The sequence below is a fragment of the Streptomyces sp. NPDC056486 genome, from assembly GCF_042795295.1.
Lineage (GTDB): Bacteria > Actinomycetota > Actinomycetes > Streptomycetales > Streptomycetaceae > Streptomyces.
This window is the reverse complement of sequence record NZ_JBHTSF010000016.1, coordinates 1-16,936: the sequence shown is the minus strand read 5'-3', so window position 1 is coordinate 16,936 and position 16,936 is coordinate 1. Positions and strand designations below refer to the sequence as shown.

Here is a 16,936-nt window from a genome sequence, read left to right as displayed (position 1 = left end):
TGATTAATCTCCGCGCGGATCACTTGTAGACGCGGATCACTTGTAGACGACGACCTTGTCGCCCTTCTCGACCGCCGCGAACAGGCTCGCGATCTTCTTCTTGTCCCGTACGTTCACGCAGCCGTGCGAAGCGCCGTTGTAGCCGGTCGCCGCGAAGTCCGACGAGAAGTGCACGGCCTGCCCGCCGCTGAAGAACAACGCGTACGGCATGGCGGTGTCGTACAGCGTCGAGACGTGGTGCCGGGACTTCCAGTAGACGGTGAACGTGCCGTCGCGGGTGGGCGTGTACTGCGAGCCGAAGCGCACGTCCATCGTCGACACGGCCTTGCCGTCGACCATCCAGGTCAGCGTGCGGCTCTCCTTGCTGATGCACAGGACGCGGCCGGTCAGGCAGCGCTTGTCGGGCTTCGACGCCGGGATGCCGCCCCCGGAGTAGAGCTGGTACTTCGTCGGCTCGCGCGTCATGGCGACCAGCTTCTGCCAGGTGACCGTGTCCGTCGTGCCCGTGCTCGGCAGGCCGCGCTTGTCCTGGAACCCCCTGACCGCGTTGGTCGTGGACGACCCGTACGTCCCCGAGGGGTCCTCGAAGAGCCAGGCGATCTGCCGGAGCCGGGCCTGTAGTTCCCGCACCTGGTCGCCGCGCTGCCCGGGAGCGAGGAAGGTCTTCGGGGCAGGCGTCGGGGTCGGTACCGGGGTCGGCGTCCCCTCGGGAGTCTCCCCGGACCGCTCCCCGGATTTCTCGTCGGGCTTCTCTTCCGTCCCGGACGGCGTATCAGAGCCGCCCGGATCCGTCTTCGTGGGAGAGATCCGGACCGGTTGCGCCTTGCCGTCCGAGTCGACGGGCTGCGCCTTGCACCCGCCGACGCCGACCAGGGCGACCGTGACCACGGCCCCCACGGCTATCGCACCTCTGCGCACAACGACCCCCGCCATCGCTCGACTGCTCGAAAGACCCGCTGAGAATCTTCCCCGCGAGTGACCACCCCTGAACGTTGCCCCATGCTGGAGGAGGACCGCTACACCAAAGAAGTAACGGAGAAGGATCTCTGGCAGGAGGCACAGAGCGATGGCGCGTGCGCGAGAGTCGGAGTCCGGACTGCCCGTCGAGCCCGTGTACGGCCCTGAGGCCCTCGACGGCTGGGATCCCGGGACGAAACTGGGAGACCCCGGCGCGTATCCCTACACGCGCGGCGTCTACCCCTCGATGTACACAGGGCGCCCCTGGACGATGCGCCAGTACGCGGGCTTCGGCACGGCCGTCGAGTCCAACGCCCGCTACAAGCAACTGATCGCCAACGGCACGACCGGTCTGTCGGTCGCCTTCGACCTGCCCACGCAGATGGGCCACGACTCGGACGCCCCGATCGCCAGTGGTGAGGTCGGCAAGGTCGGGGTCGCGATCGACTCGATCGACGACATGCGCATCCTGTTCGGCGGCATCCCGCTGGACAAGGTGTCGACGTCGATGACGATCAACGCCCCCGCCGCCCTGCTGCTCCTGATGTACCAACTGGTCGGCGAGGAACAGGGAGTCGACGCGGGCGAGCTGACGGGCACGATCCAGAACGACGTCCTGAAGGAGTACATCGCGCGCGGGACGTACATCTTCCCGCCCAAGCCCTCGCTGCGCCTGATCGCGGACATCTTCAAGTACTGCCGGGCCGAGATCCCGAAGTGGAACACCATCTCCATCTCCGGCTATCACATGGCGGAGGCGGGTGCGACGCCCGCGCAGGAGATCGCCTTCACCCTCGCCGACGGCATCGAGTACGTCCGCACGGCGGTCGCGGCGGGCATGGACGTGGACGACTTCGCGCCCCGCCTGTCCTTCTTCTTCGTGGCGCGTACGACGCTCCTGGAGGAGGTCGCCAAGTTCCGTGCCGCGCGCAGGATCTGGGCCCGCGTGATGCGCGACGAGTTCGGCGCCCGGAACCCCAAGTCGCTGATGCTGCGCTTCCACACGCAGACGGCCGGGGTCCAGCTGACCGCCCAGCAGCCCGAGGTGAACCTCGTCCGGGTCGCGGTCCAGGGCCTGGGCGCGGTGCTCGGCGGCACCCAGTCCCTGCACACGAACTCCTTCGACGAGGCGATCGCGCTGCCGACCGACAAGAGCGCGCGCCTGGCCCTGCGCACCCAGCAGGTCCTCGCGTACGAGACGGACGTGACCGCCACGGTCGACCCCTTTGCCGGGTCGTACGTCGTCGAGAAGATGACGGACGACATCGAGGCCGCGATCCTCGGACTGATGGAGCGCGTCGAGGACATGGGCGGCGCGGTGGCCGCCATCGAGAACGGCTTCCAGAAGGCGGAGATCGAGCGATCCGCCTACCGCATCGCCCAGGAGACCGACTCCGGCGAGCGCGTCGTGGTCGGCGTCAACCGCTACCAGCTGGACGAGGAAGAGCCCTACGAACCCCTCCGCGTCGACCCCGCCATCGAGGCCCAGCAGGCGGCCCGCCTCGCGAAGCTGCGGCAGGAGCGCGACCAGGCCGTCGTGGACGCGGCGCTCTCGTCGCTCAAGGAGGCGGCGAAGGGCGACGCCAACGTCCTGCACCCGATGAAGGACGCGCTGCGGGCGCGGGCGACGGTGGGCGAGGTGTGCGACGCGCTGCGGGAGGTGTGGGGGGCGTACGTGCCGACGGACGCGTTCTGACGTCGACTTGCCCGAGGCCGGGGGTGTCCGCTTGGCGGACGCCGCGTCCGCTATGTCGTACGCGCGTGCGAGACTCCGCCCATGCTGGGTGTCACCGATCTTCCGACCTATCTCGCGGGCCTCGCCCTGATCATTCTCCTTCCGGGGCCGAACTCGCTGTACGTGATCTCTGTCGCCGCGCGCCGCGGCGTACGCACCGGCTATACGGCTGCCGCGGGAGTCTGGTGCGGTGACACCGTCCTGATGACGCTTTCGGCCGCCGGTGTCGCCTCGCTCCTGCAGGGCAACGCCGTGCTGTTCGGGATCGTGAAGTACGCCGGTGCCGGATATCTGACCTGGCTCGCGGTGGGGATGCTGCGGACCGCGTGGGGGATGTGGCGCACACGGCGTGAGCAGGGCGTCGAGCAGGGGGAGAGCAGCCCGGACGACTCGGGGGAGCGGCCGTTCCGCAGGGCCTTGGTGATCAGCCTGCTCAATCCGAAGGCCATCCTCTTCTTCATCGCCTTCTTCGTGCAGTTCGTCGACCCGGGGTACGCCTATCCCGCGCTCTCCTTCCTCGTGCTCGGCGTCCTCGCCCAGGTGGCGAGCGTCCTCTACCTCACCGCGCTGATATTCGGCGGCACCAAGCTGTCCGCCGCCTTCCGCCGCCGCAAGCGGCTCTCGGCGGGAGCCACATCGGCGGCGGGCGCGCTGTTCCTGGGGTTCGCGGCGAAGCTCTCGCTCGCCGGTGGCTGAGCAGTACAGAGAACGGGCCGGGGCCCGGCTCAGTGGTGCCAGGCCGCGCCTCCCACGTTGTGGATCATGCGCTGGAGCACCTTGAGGGTGCGGATGTACTCCTCGTCCGAGATGCCCTCTTGGATCTCCGCGCGGGTCTTCTGCTGGCGCACGGCGGTGTCGTCCCGGAGCCCCCGGCCTTCGTCGGTGATGCGGAGGCGGCCATCGATGTCCTCGGTGAGCAGGGCGCGGTCGTGCAGGGCGCTGATGTCGTGGTGCAGGGCCCCGTCGCCGATGTTCAGGTAGCCGCGCAGGGTGGCCACCACGGCTGCCTTGTCGCGGCCGCCGTCGGCGGCGATCTGGTTCAGGATCCACCACTGCGGCTGGGTGAGGCCGGACTCGGCGAGCATGGTGCGGATGTGGTGGACGACGGATTCGCCCGCGGCCGATGCCCAGTAGCCGATGGGCTGGTCGATGAGGTCTTCGTCGCTGTGGGAGTACGTGAAAGTGTCCATGCCCAGAACGTAGAACCTCAAGCTTGATTGAGGTCAACTGCCCTGACTGATGAGCCTGAAGTAGTCCGCAAGGCCCGTCGCGCCGTGGCCCGCCCAGCCGACGTACCCGTCGGGGCGGATCAGGAAGAGACCGTCGCCGTAGGGCGGGTAGGAGTTGATGCGGTGTACGTGCGTCAACTCCTGTTCCACTGACGGGAGTTCCGTATCCGTGCCGACCGCGAGCAGCGTGAAGTGCGGGCCCCTGAACACGTCGAACAGCCTTCCCCCTTCGGCGTTCGGACCGTCCGGCGCGCGATCCCCCGCCCGCAGCGCCTCCTCCGCCAGGTCCGTACGGGTCTCCACCGCCAGGGGGCTTTCCCGGTAGCCGAGGCCCAGCTGACGCGTCGCGCCCCCGCGCCGCTCCTCGCCCCGGTGGATGCGGGTGGAAAGGCCCAGCATCTGTGCGGCGTTGGGGAGCCGCTCGGCCTCGTACGTGTCGAGGAGTGCCTCCGGCGCGCCGCCCCGCAGGACCGCGCCCAGCTTCCAGCCCAGGTTGTACGCGTCCTGCACGCTGGTGTTCAGGCCCTGCCCGCCCGCCGGTGAGTGCACGTGCGCCGCGTCCCCGGCCAGGAACACGCGGCCGTCGCGGAACCGGTCCGCCATCGCCGCGCGCGGCCGGAAGTCGGAGGCCCAGCGCACCTCGGTCACCGCGTCGGCGGCGAGATGCGTACGGGCGGCGACGACCTTGCGTACGCCTTCGAGCGAGGTGTCGGGCTCGGTCCCGTCCGTGAACTGCGCCGTCAGCTGGAAGTCCGGAGTGCCCGCCAGCGGGCAGATCGCCAGGAAGCCCCCGCCCTCGGAAGTGGGCGGGAACATGTGCCAGTTGTCGCGGTCCAGGGCGGGGATGCGGACGTCGGCGACCAGGACCGGGTTCGGGTCGACGGTCTCGCCCGTCATGCCGATGCCGAGCGCCGCGCGCACGGTCGAGCGCCCGCCGTCGGCGGCCACGGCGTACGCGGCACGGACGGTGCGGCCGTCCGCGAGCCGGGCGGTGACCCCCTCCTCGTCCTGGGCGAGGTCGGCGAGACCGGCGCCGAACAGGACGTCGTCGCCGCCGAGTTCCTTGAGCCGGGCGTACAGGATCTCCTGTGTACGCCACTGGGGGAGCATCAGCGGCCGGTTGTACGGGGCGTCCTCCGTCAGCTCCTGCTCGTCGAACATCCGGTGTTCGCCCTGCCGCTCGCCGCCCTGCCAGACCATGCCGACCGGGTAGGTGCCGCCCGCCGCTTCGGCCGCCGCGATGACCCCGAGGTCGTCGAAGACCTCCTGGGTGCGGGGCTGGATGCCCTTGCCCCGGGATCCGGGGAAGAGGGCGTCGGCCCGCTCCACGACCAGGGCGCGCACCCCGCGCCGGGCGAGGTCGCAGGCGAGGGTCAGGCCGGTGGGGCCCGCGCCCACGATCAGTACGTCCGTCATGAGGGCGCCCGTCACGGACGCGCTGTCCTTAACGCTGTTAAGTTCCATGCTCGGAGCCTGCACTTAACGGTGTTAAATTGTCAAGGTGGCTACGACACCCCTGGACCGCACCCGCGTGGCGCGCGCCGCCCTGAAGCTCCTGAACGAGACGGGCCTCGACGGCCTCTCCCTGCGCGCCATCGCCAAGGAGCTGGACGTCAAGGCGCCCGCTCTGTACTGGCATTTCAAGGACAAGCAGGCGCTGCTCGACGAGATGGCGACGGAGATGATGCGCCGCATGAACGAGGAGCTCGCGGCGGGCGCGGGCCCTGACACCGACTGGCAGAGCGCCCTCACCGCCGCACTGCGGGGTCTGCGGCGCCATCTCTTGATGTACCGCGACGGCGCGAAGGTCTACAGCGGCACGCACTTCACCGACCTGTCGTACGCCGCCCCCATGGAGGCCCACCTGCGCACGCTCACCGGCGGGGGCTTCACGCCGGGCGGGGCGGCCCGTGCCTGGTTCACCGCGTACAGCTACACGATCGGGTACGTGACCGAGGAGCAGTCCATGGGCCCCGACCCGGTGAAGGAGGAGGGCGGCTACGACCTGGCGGCCCGCGCGGAGCGCCTCGCCGCGTATCCGCTCGCGGCGGCGGCGGGCGGCGAGATGTTCCGTGACTTCGACGCGGGGTTCGAGAAGGGCCTGGCCGCGGTGGTCGCCGGGATCGGGGCGACGATGCTGGAAACCCGGCAAGCATAGTCTGGGTCCATGAACGAAGACCCGGGTGAGACCTTGGACCGCCTTGTCCAGGAACTGGCGGACGCGATAGGGGAGGCCGAGGTCGTCATGGGCGAGGCCATGGACGTCGCCCGCGCGGGGGCGGGCGACGCCGAGAGCGATACCGGCGGAGGCGGGGCTACTTCCGGGTCATGAGGCCGTTCCGGATCAGCGGTGTGAGCCGCTCCTCCACGAAACGGTTCAGGAGCCAGGCGAGCAGCAGCATGGCCGCGATCGTCAGACCGAAGGTCGCGTACGACGGAAGCCCGAGCCCCCGGTGCAGCGCGGTCACCGTCACCCAGCCCAGGTGCTCGTGCACCAGGTAGAACGGGTACGTCAGGGCTCCCGCGACCGTCAGCCACTTCCAGTCGACCCGGTGCAGGGCGCCGAGCGCGACCAGCAGGACCGCGGCGAAGCCCGCCGTCACGACGGCGATGATGCCGAAGGACGTGCGGTAGGAGAAGAAGTCCGGGTTCGGTGCGTGCCAGAGGCGGTCCACGGCGTAGTGCTGGCCGATCAGCCAGCTCACGCCCACGATGCCCCAGGCCGTGAGGTCCTTGCGGTCGCGGTGGACGAGGTAGATGCCGATGCCGCCGATGAAGAACGGGGCGTACTCGGGCATGAGGACGAGGTCGAGCAGCGGCTCGTTCGCGCCCTCCGCGACGACCGCGGCAAGCGTCCACACCGCGCAGAACAGGATCACGCGGGCCCGGTTCGCGCCCGGCATGACGACGAAGAGCGCGAAGAGGGCGTAGAAGCGCAGCTCGGCCCAGAGCGTCCAGCAGACTCCCAACACCCGGTCCACGCCGAGGGGTTGCTGCAACATGGTCAGGTTCACCAGGGCGTCACTGGGCGATACGGCCTTGTACGCCACTACGGGCAGCGCGAAGGCCGCCGTCACCAGGACGATCGCGGCCCAGTACGAGGGCAGGAGCCGCGAGGCGCGCGACGCGAAGAACGCGCGCAGCGGACGGCCCCAGCCGCTCATGCAGATCACGAAGCCGCTGATGACGAAGAAGATCTGCACGCCGAGGCAGCCGTACGCGAACCAGCTGTGCGCGGTGGGGAACTGGAGCTGCGGTGAGCTGCCCCAGGCCTCGGAGATCTCGCCGTCGCGGCCGCCGTAGTGGTAGGCCGCGACCATCAGGGCCGCGATGAGCCGCAGCCCGTCCAGGGCTCTGAGGCGGGGCCGCGCACGCTTGGCGGCCGGTGCCGGAGCAGGGGCCGCGATCGTGCGCGCGAGGGAGTCTGTTGTGTCCGGCCCCGGGGAGTGCTTCGGGATCGTGGTCTGGGGAGAGGTCATCCGAGTGCGGTCCGCTTGATGGAGCGCTGGACCGAACGGGCGCGGCGTGCGACCCGGCGTACGGCCGCGTTGCGCGGGATGAACGCGAGTTGGGAGGGCAGTGCTCCGGGCAGGGCGAGGGCGGTGAGACGGCGCCGCTTGAAGTAGCGCCAGGTGTGCGGGGTGAGATGCGTCGAGAGGTACCGCTCGGCGGCCGTGCGCCGGCGCGGATAGATCTGCGGCTGCATGGCGAAGCCGACGGCGACGAGCAGCTCGCCCAGGTCGGCGACCGGCATGCCGGGGCGGCCCCCGGTGACCGCGGCCTTGTCGGCGAGGTCGGGGACCAGCGCGTCCACGATGGTGACCGGGACGCGGTTGCTGTTCTGGTAGGGCGCGAGCCGCTCCAGAAGAGACTCCGTGCCGGTGCGGGCGACCGGCAGGTCGTAGAGCGCGGATGCGGTGAGCAGCGCGGTCGAGAAGCAGCCGATGACGAGCGCGGGACGCATCCGCTGGTAGAGGACCTCTGCGAGGACCGGAGAGTCGAGGACGGTCAGCTCCACGCCGATCGCCTCCGCCTCCTTCTCCAGGATGCGCGACCAGCGTGCCGGGGCGGTCGGATGCGGCTTGAACACCACGCGCGTATGGCCGAGTTCGGCGGCGCCGCGCACCATGCGTACGTGCAGCTCCTCCTCTTCCTCGGCGGTCAGGATGCCGAGGGCGGAGAGGTACTGGCCGAGAAGCAGGGCGGGCCCGTCGATGTCCGGTACGTCCGTCTCGGTGTCGGCGAGGCGGCCGAGCACCTTCACGAACGCCTCGGTCGGCACGACCTCCGGCTGCACGTCGAACTCGGTCAGGAGCAGCGGGGTCAGGCCCGGCACCAGGTCCAGGTGGAGCAGGCGGCGCACCCGCGTGCCGACCAGCGGGTCGATCTTGTTGCGGGTCGGGCCGTAGCTCATCAGGCCGTCCGCGTAGACATCCACGGGCGCGCCCGTGAAGATCTGCGCCAGGGCCAGGGCCGGGTTGACCTGGATCGACTCGACGGCCAGCTCGATGTCGTCGTCACCGAGGTCCCACAGGAGCCGGATGTACCGCTCCCACATGGGGATGTCGTCCGCCCGGGGAGCCCAGCCGCCCGGATGGAACGGGGAGATGGCCTCGTTCCAGGAACGTACGTCGTCGAAGCGGTCCCGAAGGCGCGCGAAGCCCGGCATCTCGTCCACGGCGACCGTGGTCTCCGGCGTCGCCGCGTTGTTGCTGACGAGCAGCAGCCGCCGGTCGGCGGGACCGAAGCGGTCGGCGTCGATCGCGGCGGCGAGCGTCGCGGTGCCGTACAGCGTGGACGCCATGAAGATCTGCGTCGTCGCCATTACGCGGCCACCTCCGCCGACACCGGACGCCGACGAAGCCGGCGAAGGCGCGTCGCCCGCTGTATGTCCATGGAGTCCAGGGCGTCGTCGAGAACGCCCTGCGGCATCCGCTTCAGGGCGGCCGCACTCAGTGACTTCAATTTCCGCGCCACTTGTGGCTCGAACCTTTCGATGGATCCCAGATGGTGGGAAATGATCGCGCAGTAAGTACGGACTGCCTTCGGCAGGAGTTTGTCCGCGTCGCGGTCCGCGGCAGTTTCACGCACCACCTGGTCGAATGCCCGGATGAAATCGAGCTGCCGTACGTCGCCGATCTGTGTGAGCGACGACGCGACTCCGCGCCGGTAGAACACGCCGAGGTGACCCACCGCGGCGAAGGATTCCGCCTCGCGGTGCAGGCGCCAGATCCAGGGCCGGTCCTCCGCGGTGCGCAGGCCGTCCGTGAAGTGCAGCAGACCCCGGTCGGCGAGGCGCCGGTGGTAGATGCCCGCCCAGGCGTACGCGTAGTCGACGGACGTCGAGCGGTCGGCGGGCAGGATGACGTCCCGCGGCGCCATGACGACATCGCGTCGGCCGTGCGGGACACGGTGGATGGTGCGGGCACGTGCGGTGCACTGCACATGGTCGGTACGGACGAAGTCGCAGCCCAGCTGCTCTATGGACTCGACGAGTCGCGCGTAGTAACCGGGGGCGAGCCAGTCGTCACCGTCCAGGAAGGTGAGGTACTCGCCGCGCGCCGCGTCAAGACCGGTGTTGCGGGCGGTCGCCAGACCACCGTTCGTCTCATGTCTGAGATGGACGGCGCCGGGCAGCTCGCGCGCGGCACGCTCCAGGATCTCTGGAGTCTCGTCCTTCGAACAGTCGTCGACGAGAATGAATTCGAAGTCGTCGCGTGCGTTCGCTCGCAGACTCTTCAATGTGTCGGGCGCGTATTGCTGCACGTTGTAGAACGGCACGATGACGGAGAGCTTAACCACGTGGGTGACGTTAGGTGTCGGCCCGGCATTCGTCTTGGCCGAAGGTGAGATCTCAGGTGAACGACGCATGGCGGAACGGTTAACCCGCCTGCTTACCGGCGGTTTCCCGGGCTGATTCGCCATTCGTCGGCGTGCTGTTAACCGTTTGTTGCACCTGAGTTGGGCCGCCAATCGAAATGCCTTCCTAGCGTCTTGGCTGTGCCAGCAAGCAACAGCGGGACGACACGGATCACCGTGCTCGCCGACTCAGACACCCGGTGGAAATGGGGTTCGCTCACCGCGAGCCGCCTCGCGGGTGAGGGAGCGGACAAGGGCGAGGGAGCGGACACGCGCCTCGACGGACGCCTCCTGAGGGGCCGGGCGACACCCACCGTCCGCCAGCTCGAAGAGGTAGGTGTCCGCGCGGACACGCTCCGTGAGGTCACCGCGGTCGAGTTCCTGCGCGAGGTGGAGCGCGAAGCGCCCGACGTGATCGTGCTCGCCCTCGTGGGCGGCGCGGTCCAGGCGGTCCTGCACGGGCTCGCCCGGATAGCGGCGGACGGCTCCGGCAAGCGTCCCGTCGTCGTCACCGGATACGTCGGCGTCGTCTACGAGAAGCTCGCCGACGGCCTGCTCCTGCGGCACGGCGCGGACGTCGTCCTCGCGAACTCCCGCCAGGACGCGGAGCGCTTCCGCGCGGTGTACGAGGGAGTGGGCGCCGACGCATCGGGTGTCGTGGAGAGCGCGCTGCCGTTCCTCGGAGGAACTGCCTACCTCGAAAAGGACCAGAAGCACGACCCGTACACGGTCGTCTTCGCCGCGCAGCCCTCCGTGCCGGACAGCCGCGCACACCGCACGTACCTGCTGCGCCGCATGGTCGAGCACGCACGCCTGCACCCGGACCGCGAGGTCCTGATCAAGCTGCGCAGCAAGCCCGGCGAACACACCACGCACATCGAGGAACTGCCCTACCAGAAGCTCGCCAAGGCCGAGGAGCTGCCGCCCAACTGCCGTCTTGTGTACGGGAACATGGGCGAGGTCCTCGACCGCACCGACCTGCTCGTCACGGTCAGCTCCACCGCCGCGCTCGAATCCCTGCACCGCCGCATCCCCACCGCGGTCCTCACCGACCTCGGGGTGCGCGAGGCGCTCGGGAACCACCACTTCATCGGCTCCGGATGCCTGGCGTCCTGGGACGAGATCGACGCGGGGTACAGCCCCGAGGCCGCTCCGGAGTGGGTCGCACGGCAGGGCGTCGCGCCCGACGGGACGTACGAGACGGCGTTCGACGCGGCACGTGAGCGCGTCGCGAACCTCCTCGCGCAGCCCCAGCTTCCCCCCATCGCCCCGTACTACAGCCTCACCACCGCCCCCGGATACCTCCCCGGCATCCTGGCCCGCCACCACCTCGGCCCGGACGGCGCCCCGCTGCCCGGCGCGCCCGCGACGGACCGCGAGCCGGGCCCCGTGCGCCAGGCGGTCCGCAGCGCGGCGCGCGGCGCCTACCGGCACGGCGTGCAGCGCGTGGCCCCCGTCATCCGGCGGATGGGCGAGCTGTGAACCGCAGGCGAGCCGTGATCCCCCACCCCTCTCAAGGAGCCCCCATGTCCCACTCCGCCCCAGGGAGCGCGCCCGCACGCCGCGTCCTCGCCGTCATCCCGGCCCGCGGCGGCTCGAAGGGCGTGCCCGCCAAGAACCTCGCCCCGGTCGGCGGCGTGCCCCTGGTGGCGCGGGCCATCCGGGAGTGCCTGGCCGCGCGGCTCGTCACGGACGTCGTCGTCTCCACGGACGACCACGTGATCGCGGAGGCCGCGCGCTCGGCGGGCGCCGAAGTGGTCCTTCGCCCCGCGGCGATCGCGGGGGACACCGCGACCAGCGAGGCGGCGGTGCTTCACGCGATGGACGCGCACGAGTCGCTGCACGGCAGCTCCGTCGATGTCGTCCTGCTCGTGCAGTGCACCAGCCCCTTCATCCTCCGCGAGGACGTCGACGGAGTGGTCGGCTCGATCATCGACGGCGGCGCGGACACGGCACTGACAGTGGCGCCCTTCCACGGCTTCGTCTGGCGCGACGCCGACGACGAGCCCGCGGCCCTCGACGCGCGGCGCACCGGCGAGGTGGGCGGCACCACGAAGATCGCCAACGCGACCGCCACGGACGGCGGTTACGGCGTCAACCACGACAAGTCCTTCCGCCCGCGCCGCCAGGACCGCCCCCAGGACCTCCTGGAGACGGGCGCGGTCTACGCCATGGAGGTGGCGGGCTTCCGCGAGCACAAGCACCGCTTCTTCGGCCGCACCGAGCTCGTCCGTACGGACCCGGCGCGCGTCCTGGAGATCGACGACCCGCACGACCTCGCCCGCGCTCGCGCGCTCGCCCCGCTGTTCGACAGCGGCCGGGCCGACGCCCTTCCGACGCGCGACGACATCGACGCGGTCGTACTCGACTTCGACGGCACCCAGACCGACGACAGGGTGCTGATCGACTCCGATGGACGGGAGTTCGTCTCCGTACACCGCGGAGACGGCCTCGGCATCGCGGCCCTGCGTGATGCGGGCCTTCCGCTGCTGATCCTGTCCACGGAGAAGAACCCGGTCGTCGCCGCGCGGGCCAGGAAGCTGAAGCTTCCCGTCCTGCACGGCATCGACCGCAAGGACCTCGCACTCAAGCAGTGGTGCGAGGAGCAGGGCATCGCTCCCGAGCGCGTGCTCTACGTCGGAAACGACGTCAATGACCTCCCGTGCTTCAGCCTCGTCGGCTGGCCCGTGGCGGTCGCGAGCGCCCACGACGTCGTACGCGGCGCCGCACGCGCGGTCACCGCTCTCCCCGGTGGTGACGGCGCGATCCGAGAGATCGCCGCATGGATCCTCGGCCCCTCCCTCAACAAGTAAGGAACGTTCCTGCCATGAGCTCCACGATCTCCAACTCCCGTCTGCGCACCTTCGGTTCGAAGACCGCAGGCCCCGGTCAGCCCGTGTACATCACCGGTGAGATCGGCATCAACCACAACGGCGAGCTCGACAACGCCCTCGCCCTGATCGACGTGGCCGCCGACGCCGGCTGCGACGCGGTCAAGTTCCAGAAGCGCACCCCGGAGATCTGCACCCCGCGCGACCAGTGGGACATCGAGCGCGACACCCCCTGGGGCCGGATGACGTACATCGACTACCGCCACCGCGTGGAGTTCGGCGAGTCCGAGTACCAGGCCATCACCGAGCACTGCAAGAAGCGCGGCATCGACTGGTTCGCATCGCCGTGGGACACCGAGGCCGTCGCCTTCCTGGAGAAGTTCGACCTCCCGGCCCACAAGGTCGCCTCGGCCTCCCTGACGGACGACGAGCTGCTGCGCGCCCTGCGCGCCACGGGCCGCACGGTCATCCTCTCCACGGGCATGTCGACCCCGAAGCAGATCCGCCACGCGGTCGAGGTCCTCGGCTCGGACAACATCCTCATGTGCCACGCCACGTCGACGTACCCGGCGCAGGCGGAGGAGCTGAACCTCCGCGTCATCAACACCCTCCAGCAGGAGTTCCCGAACGTCCCGATCGGCTACTCCGGCCACGAGACGGGCCTGCAGACCACGCTCGCCGCGGTCGCGCTCGGCGCCACCTTCGTGGAGCGCCACATCACCCTCGACCGCGCCATGTGGGGCTCGGACCAGGCCGCGTCGGTGGAGCCCCAGGGCCTCACCCGCCTCGTCCGTGACATCCGCACCATCGAGGCCTCCCTCGGTGACGGCGTCAAGAAGGTCTACGAGTCGGAGCTCGGCCCGATGAAGAAGCTGCGCCGCGTCGCGGGCGTCGTCGCCGAGGCGGACGCGGCCGAGCGCGAGCCGGTCGCGGTCTGAGCGCGCTGACGCTCTTACCGGGTTTTCCCACCGGGACCCCCCACAAGGACAGGACACGGTCATACGACGATGAGCCCCCGACCCGGGCCGACGGCCCCCACCGATGCGGCGCCCACCACTCTGGCGTTCGTAGAGAGCCCTGTGCAGCTCCTCAACGTCCTTGAGTGGGCGCACTCGGCCGGGGCGACAGGCCCGGCCGGCCCGGCCGGGGGGCTCACCGTCGTCGTCCTCTCCCCGATGGACCCCATGACCCGTGGCCAGCTGCGCCGCATGGCCCAGCTGGCCCGCGACGAGGGCCTGAACGTCCGCTGGGAGGAGGCGCGCGGCGGCGCGGCTGCTCCCTTCCACACGATCGGCGGCCTGACGGGCGCGCTGCGTGCGGCGGACCGGATCGTGATCGGCGACCCGTTCTCACGCTATGTACAGCTGCTCCTGACCATCACGCGGGCCCGCTCGCTCGTGGTCGTGGACGACGGCACGGCCACGATGGAGTTCGTGGCGCAACTGGCGGCGGGGGAGCGGCTGGTGCGCTGGCACCGGAGGGGCGGCCGCCCTGGTCTCCGGGATTTGGCTTTCGCGCCGGTCTCGGCCTCGGCCCGGCGCCGCCTGACGCCGGGCGGCAAGCGCACGGTGGAGGTCTTCTCCTCCATGCCGATCGACTCGGCACCGGCGGGGGTGCGGGTGACGCCGAACACCTTCGCCTGGACGCGGGAGCGTTTCGGCCCGCCGCGCGTGTCCAAGGGCGCGGACCTGGTGGGCACGTCGCTGGTGGAGACGGGCGTGGTGGACCCGGACAGCTATGTGGAAGCGGTCCGTACGCTCTCCCGCGCCCACGGCGCCACACGCTACTTCGCACACCGCCGCGAAAGCGCGGAGAAGCTGCACCGCCTGGCGGTCGAGACGGGCCTACAGGTGGTCCGCCCCGACCTCCCCCTGGAACTGATCGCCCGCCGAGGCCCGATCGGCCGCACGATCCTGAGCTTCCCTTCGACAGTGGTCCACACCCTGCCGTTGGCGTTGGCGGGCACGGAGGTACGTGTCGCGGTGTGCGACATCGACCCGGCCTGGCTGACGGAGAACGCGTCGCCACGCGCCGAGGGCTTCTTGTCGGGCGTCACGGGCACGGCGCGCGATGTACACCGGCTGGCGTCGGTGGCCTCTACGAAGCCGTCGAAGGGCCTCGCGGCTACGGCGTGACGTCGGGGGCGTCCGCCTTGATCGCCGCGATGAGGGCGGCGAGCTGGGGGCGGGCGGTGGTGAGGATCTCCTCCGGGGTGTCGCTCTCGCGGAGGCGGATGCTGGTGGGGGTGGGGCCGGGGGCTATGTATACGCAGGAGGAGGCCTCGGAGCTGTACGAGGACTTCTGCCAGACGTCGGTAGGCTCAACGGGCATGTGAGGGCGGTCCTTCAGGCTTGTCGGGACGTGCGCTGGATGAGGTCGCGTGACTCGTCGGCCGACAGAGCGAGGCTTTCGAGTCGGTCCAGGACTGTCGCGTAGCGTTCCAACTGCGCTGCGGCGTCGATGAATTCGCTCCCGTGTTCAGTATCCATCTGCACGGTGTCGAGCTGAGTGACAGGCCCGTGCGCGTAGTCGATGCCTTGCCCCGATCCTGGAAATGCGCCCCGCCCGAAGGGGATGACCAGGATGCTCACGTGGTCGAGTCCGCTCATCTCTACGAGGTGCGAGAGCTGTTCCGTGGCCACGGCGAGGCCCCCGACCCGCATACGGAGCGCGGCCTCATGTACTACGGCGGTGTAGCGGAGCGGAGTATCCCCGTACAGCACCGCCTGCCGCTTGATCCGGTACGAGAGCCGGTGCTCGATCTCATGGGGGAGCAGCGGCGGCACCGCGTCGCCGAAGAGCGCGCGAGCGTGCTGGGGGGTTTGCAGCAGCCCCGGGATGTGGAGGGCCTGGGCCACGCGCAGTGCGGCGGCGTGGTGCTCCAGTTCGGCGAGGTCGAGCAAGGCGTTCGGGAGCTGCCCCCGGTACTCCTCCCACCAGCCACGGGTACGGCCGCCCGTCATATCGACGAGAGCGTCGATCAAGGTCTCTACCGTGCAGGCGTAATTGCGGGTGATGGCGCGAACTCTGTCGGCGCCTACGGCGTACCGACCGGCCTCGATATTGCTGATGCGTGACTGGTTGACGCCCAGCAGGGCTGCTGCCTGGACGGTGGACAACCCGGCCCGGTCACGCAGTTTCCGCAGCTCCGAGCCGAGCCGCTGCTGGCGCAGCGTGGGCGTCTTGCTGGGCGGCATGAATCTCCCTTCAGGGCGGGCGCGGAGCGGCAAAGTCACTCGCACGAGTGGCTATGGCCTCCCTTTCCCTACATCGATGGAATATAGGCCATCGATGGGCCTACGGTGAGGCATGTCCCGCTCCAACTGCCCTGCTCTGCAAGGCGGAAGCGCACCGCGCGCCCGTATGGGTGCGAGGCACTGCCACCGCTGAGGCGGGTAGCCCAGCGAACCGAGCCCGTCCAACGCGCGACACGCAACACGCATCGCACAACGCACGGAGGCATGCATGGTCACCGTCACGCTATCTCCACCCGCCCCCAATCCACCCGCACCCGAAGTGTGGTCGTACGCCCTCCACTTGCCCCACGATCCCCGCGCCCCGCGTATCGCACGGCAGACGCTGCGGGCGGTGCTTTCCGGGTACGGCCTGGGGGAGCTGACGGACACCGCTGAACTCCTGACCTCGGAACTGGTGACGAACGCCTACCGGCATACGGGCGGCCCGGCCGCCCTACGCCTCAGAGGCCTGCCCGGCAGACGCGGCGTACGGGGTGCGCGGGGCGTACGGGTCGGCGTATGGGACACGGATCCATACATCCCACCCCCGTTCGACAGCCCACCGACGCCCTTCCCGCCCCTTGCCCAGGGAGCCGAGGGGGGCAGAGGGCTCCGCCTGGTGGCGGAGTGGGCGACAGCGTGGGGCGGCTTTCCTCTGGGGGATGACTTGTTCGGCCAGAGGGGGAAGGTGCTGTGGGTCGAGTGCCGTGGCCCCGGGGAGTGCCGGTGATCCGGTGTTGGTCTGGGCGCCGGGGCCGTCCGGTTGACCCGAGATTGGTGGTTGCGGGCCGGGAGTAAAGGGCGCTCCTGCGTCGCGTCGGCTACGCCGATGGCCCTGCGGGCCACCCTTGACACCCGTCCCTCCACCACGCGAGGGAAGACGACCGGACGGCCCAGGGGCGGGACTCTCGACCACTCACGTGGGGTCGTTCGGTTTTACGGCCGGGTGCGGACTGGTTCGTCGGGGGGCGCCCCGAGTGCGGAGGGGTGCGCGGTCGGTTCGGGGAGGGGTGGCGGTCTCGTCAAGCGGCCGGCGGCCGGATCGTCGGGGGTGGCCGTCGAGGGGGGCAGTGGAGGGGCATCGGGCGG

The 16,936-nt window shown here is 70.1% G+C and carries 17 protein-coding genes; 9 read left to right on the top strand and 8 right to left on the bottom strand.

Annotation, left to right across the window (positions count from 1 at the left end; translation table 11 throughout):
• Positions 1–36: 36 nt before the first annotated feature.
• Positions 37–933, bottom strand: a complete 897-nt coding sequence (locus tag ACFQ7F_RS09580; RefSeq protein WP_383268626.1) for a L,D-transpeptidase family protein — start codon at positions 931–933, stop codon at positions 37–39.
• Between the two features lie 133 nt (positions 934–1,066).
• On the opposite strand from ACFQ7F_RS09580, the gene ACFQ7F_RS09575 reads away from it, so the two are divergent.
• Both ACFQ7F_RS09575 and leuE read left to right on the top strand, forming a co-directional pair.
• Complete coding sequence (locus ACFQ7F_RS09575; RefSeq protein ID WP_383268623.1) at positions 1,067–2,653, top strand: methylmalonyl-CoA mutase; 1,587 nt, start codon at positions 1,067–1,069, stop codon at positions 2,651–2,653.
• Between the two features lie 81 nt (positions 2,654–2,734).
• Positions 2,735–3,388 carry a leucine efflux protein LeuE gene (leuE, locus tag ACFQ7F_RS09570; protein ID WP_383268620.1) on the top strand — a complete coding sequence of 218 codons (654 nt, stop codon included), beginning with the start codon at positions 2,735–2,737 and terminating at the stop codon, positions 3,386–3,388.
• Positions 3,389–3,417: 29 nt separating this feature from the next.
• Here the strand turns inward: leuE and ACFQ7F_RS09565 are convergent, their stop codons facing one another.
• Positions 3,418–3,882, bottom strand: a complete 465-nt coding sequence (locus ACFQ7F_RS09565) for a MarR family winged helix-turn-helix transcriptional regulator (RefSeq protein ID WP_383268617.1) — start codon at positions 3,880–3,882, stop codon at positions 3,418–3,420.
• 33 nt (positions 3,883–3,915) lie between these two features.
• Positions 3,916–5,385, bottom strand: coding sequence for an FAD-dependent oxidoreductase (locus ACFQ7F_RS09560; protein WP_383268614.1), 1,470 nt, complete (start codon positions 5,383–5,385; stop codon positions 3,916–3,918).
• Positions 5,386–5,413: 28 nt separating this feature from the next.
• Between ACFQ7F_RS09560 and ACFQ7F_RS09555 the strand changes: the two genes are divergently transcribed.
• Positions 5,414–6,079 carry a TetR/AcrR family transcriptional regulator C-terminal domain-containing protein gene (locus ACFQ7F_RS09555; RefSeq protein WP_383268823.1) on the top strand — a complete coding sequence of 222 codons (666 nt, stop codon included), beginning with the start codon at positions 5,414–5,416 and terminating at the stop codon, positions 6,077–6,079.
• 9 nt (positions 6,080–6,088) lie between these two features.
• Positions 6,089–6,253, top strand: a complete 165-nt coding sequence (locus ACFQ7F_RS09550) for a hypothetical protein (protein WP_383268612.1) — start codon at positions 6,089–6,091, stop codon at positions 6,251–6,253.
• Here the strand turns inward: ACFQ7F_RS09550 and ACFQ7F_RS09545 are convergent.
• From ACFQ7F_RS09545 to ACFQ7F_RS09535, 3 genes are read right to left on the bottom strand one after another with little or no spacing between them, the layout of a single operon-like run.
• Positions 6,237–7,400 (bottom strand): acyltransferase family protein, encoded by a 1,164-nt coding sequence (locus ACFQ7F_RS09545; protein ID WP_383268610.1) that lies wholly within the window; start codon positions 7,398–7,400, stop codon positions 6,237–6,239. The two genes, ACFQ7F_RS09550 and ACFQ7F_RS09545, sit on opposite strands and share 17 nt — an antisense overlap.
• On the bottom strand, positions 7,397–8,746 hold the full coding sequence (locus tag ACFQ7F_RS09540; protein ID WP_383268607.1) for an alpha-2,8-polysialyltransferase family protein: 1,350 nt from the start codon (positions 8,744–8,746) through the stop codon (positions 7,397–7,399). Before ACFQ7F_RS09540 ends, ACFQ7F_RS09545 begins: the two co-directional genes overlap by 4 nt.
• A complete protein-coding gene (locus tag ACFQ7F_RS09535) occupies positions 8,746–9,723 on the bottom strand; it encodes a glycosyltransferase family 2 protein (protein ID WP_383268604.1) in 978 nt (325 codons plus the stop codon). The genes ACFQ7F_RS09540 and ACFQ7F_RS09535 overlap by 1 nt, the downstream gene beginning before the upstream one ends.
• A 198-nt stretch (positions 9,724–9,921) precedes the next feature.
• Between ACFQ7F_RS09535 and ACFQ7F_RS09530 the strand changes: the two genes are divergently transcribed.
• The 4 genes from ACFQ7F_RS09530 (at position 9,922) to ACFQ7F_RS09515 (ending at position 14,746) form a co-directional block, all read left to right on the top strand.
• Positions 9,922–11,262: a DUF6716 putative glycosyltransferase gene (locus ACFQ7F_RS09530; RefSeq protein ID WP_383268601.1), complete on the top strand. Its 1,341-nt coding sequence runs from the start codon at positions 9,922–9,924 to the stop codon at positions 11,260–11,262.
• 44 nt (positions 11,263–11,306) lie between these two features.
• Positions 11,307–12,593 carry a cytidylyltransferase domain-containing protein gene (locus tag ACFQ7F_RS09525; RefSeq protein ID WP_383268599.1) on the top strand — a complete coding sequence of 429 codons (1,287 nt, stop codon included), beginning with the start codon at positions 11,307–11,309 and terminating at the stop codon, positions 12,591–12,593.
• A 26-nt stretch (positions 12,594–12,619) separates the two neighbouring features.
• On the top strand, positions 12,620–13,549 hold the full coding sequence (locus tag ACFQ7F_RS09520) for an N-acetylneuraminate synthase family protein (protein WP_383268821.1): 930 nt from the start codon (positions 12,620–12,622) through the stop codon (positions 13,547–13,549).
• A gap of 69 nt (positions 13,550–13,618) precedes the next feature.
• Entirely contained in the window at positions 13,619–14,746 is a 1,128-nt protein-coding gene (locus ACFQ7F_RS09515) for a hypothetical protein (protein WP_383268597.1), read from the top strand.
• Here the strand turns inward: ACFQ7F_RS09515 and ACFQ7F_RS09510 are convergent.
• Together ACFQ7F_RS09510 and ACFQ7F_RS09505 are read right to left on the bottom strand one after the other, a co-directional pair.
• A complete protein-coding gene (locus ACFQ7F_RS09510) occupies positions 14,736–14,942 on the bottom strand; it encodes a DUF397 domain-containing protein (protein ID WP_383268595.1) in 207 nt (68 codons plus the stop codon). The two genes, ACFQ7F_RS09515 and ACFQ7F_RS09510, sit on opposite strands and share 11 nt — an antisense overlap.
• A gap of 14 nt (positions 14,943–14,956) precedes the next feature.
• Positions 14,957–15,808, bottom strand: a complete 852-nt coding sequence (locus ACFQ7F_RS09505) for a helix-turn-helix domain-containing protein (RefSeq protein WP_383268592.1) — start codon at positions 15,806–15,808, stop codon at positions 14,957–14,959.
• A gap of 340 nt (positions 15,809–16,148) precedes the next feature.
• Between ACFQ7F_RS09505 and ACFQ7F_RS09500 the strand changes: the two genes are divergently transcribed.
• Entirely contained in the window at positions 16,149–16,577 is a 429-nt protein-coding gene (locus tag ACFQ7F_RS09500; protein WP_383268589.1) for an ATP-binding protein, read from the top strand.
• Positions 16,578–16,936: the final 359 nt, after the last annotated feature.

What these genes read in the sequence shown, in the direction of transcription:
- ACFQ7F_RS09580 (WP_383268626.1), bottom strand. Translation starts at nt 933, where the DNA reads ATGGCGGGGGTCGTTGTGCGCAGAGGTGCGATAGCCGTGGGGGCCGTG.
- ACFQ7F_RS09575 (WP_383268623.1), top strand. Translation starts at nt 1,067, where the DNA reads ATGGCGCGTGCGCGAGAGTCGGAGTCCGGACTGCCCGTCGAGCCCGTG.
- leuE (WP_383268620.1), top strand. Translation starts at nt 2,735, where the DNA reads ATGCTGGGTGTCACCGATCTTCCGACCTATCTCGCGGGCCTCGCCCTG.
- ACFQ7F_RS09565 (WP_383268617.1), bottom strand. Translation starts at nt 3,882, where the DNA reads ATGGACACTTTCACGTACTCCCACAGCGACGAAGACCTCATCGACCAG.
- ACFQ7F_RS09560 (WP_383268614.1), bottom strand. Translation starts at nt 5,385, where the DNA reads ATGGAACTTAACAGCGTTAAGGACAGCGCGTCCGTGACGGGCGCCCTC.
- ACFQ7F_RS09550 (WP_383268612.1), top strand. Translation starts at nt 6,089, where the DNA reads ATGAACGAAGACCCGGGTGAGACCTTGGACCGCCTTGTCCAGGAACTG.
- ACFQ7F_RS09545 (WP_383268610.1), bottom strand. Translation starts at nt 7,400, where the DNA reads ATGACCTCTCCCCAGACCACGATCCCGAAGCACTCCCCGGGGCCGGAC.
- ACFQ7F_RS09540 (WP_383268607.1), bottom strand. Translation starts at nt 8,746, where the DNA reads ATGGCGACGACGCAGATCTTCATGGCGTCCACGCTGTACGGCACCGCG.
- ACFQ7F_RS09525 (WP_383268599.1), top strand. Translation starts at nt 11,307, where the DNA reads ATGTCCCACTCCGCCCCAGGGAGCGCGCCCGCACGCCGCGTCCTCGCC.
- ACFQ7F_RS09515 (WP_383268597.1), top strand. Translation starts at nt 13,619, where the DNA reads ATGAGCCCCCGACCCGGGCCGACGGCCCCCACCGATGCGGCGCCCACC.
- ACFQ7F_RS09510 (WP_383268595.1), bottom strand. Translation starts at nt 14,942, where the DNA reads ATGCCCGTTGAGCCTACCGACGTCTGGCAGAAGTCCTCGTACAGCTCC.
- ACFQ7F_RS09505 (WP_383268592.1), bottom strand. Translation starts at nt 15,808, where the DNA reads ATGCCGCCCAGCAAGACGCCCACGCTGCGCCAGCAGCGGCTCGGCTCG.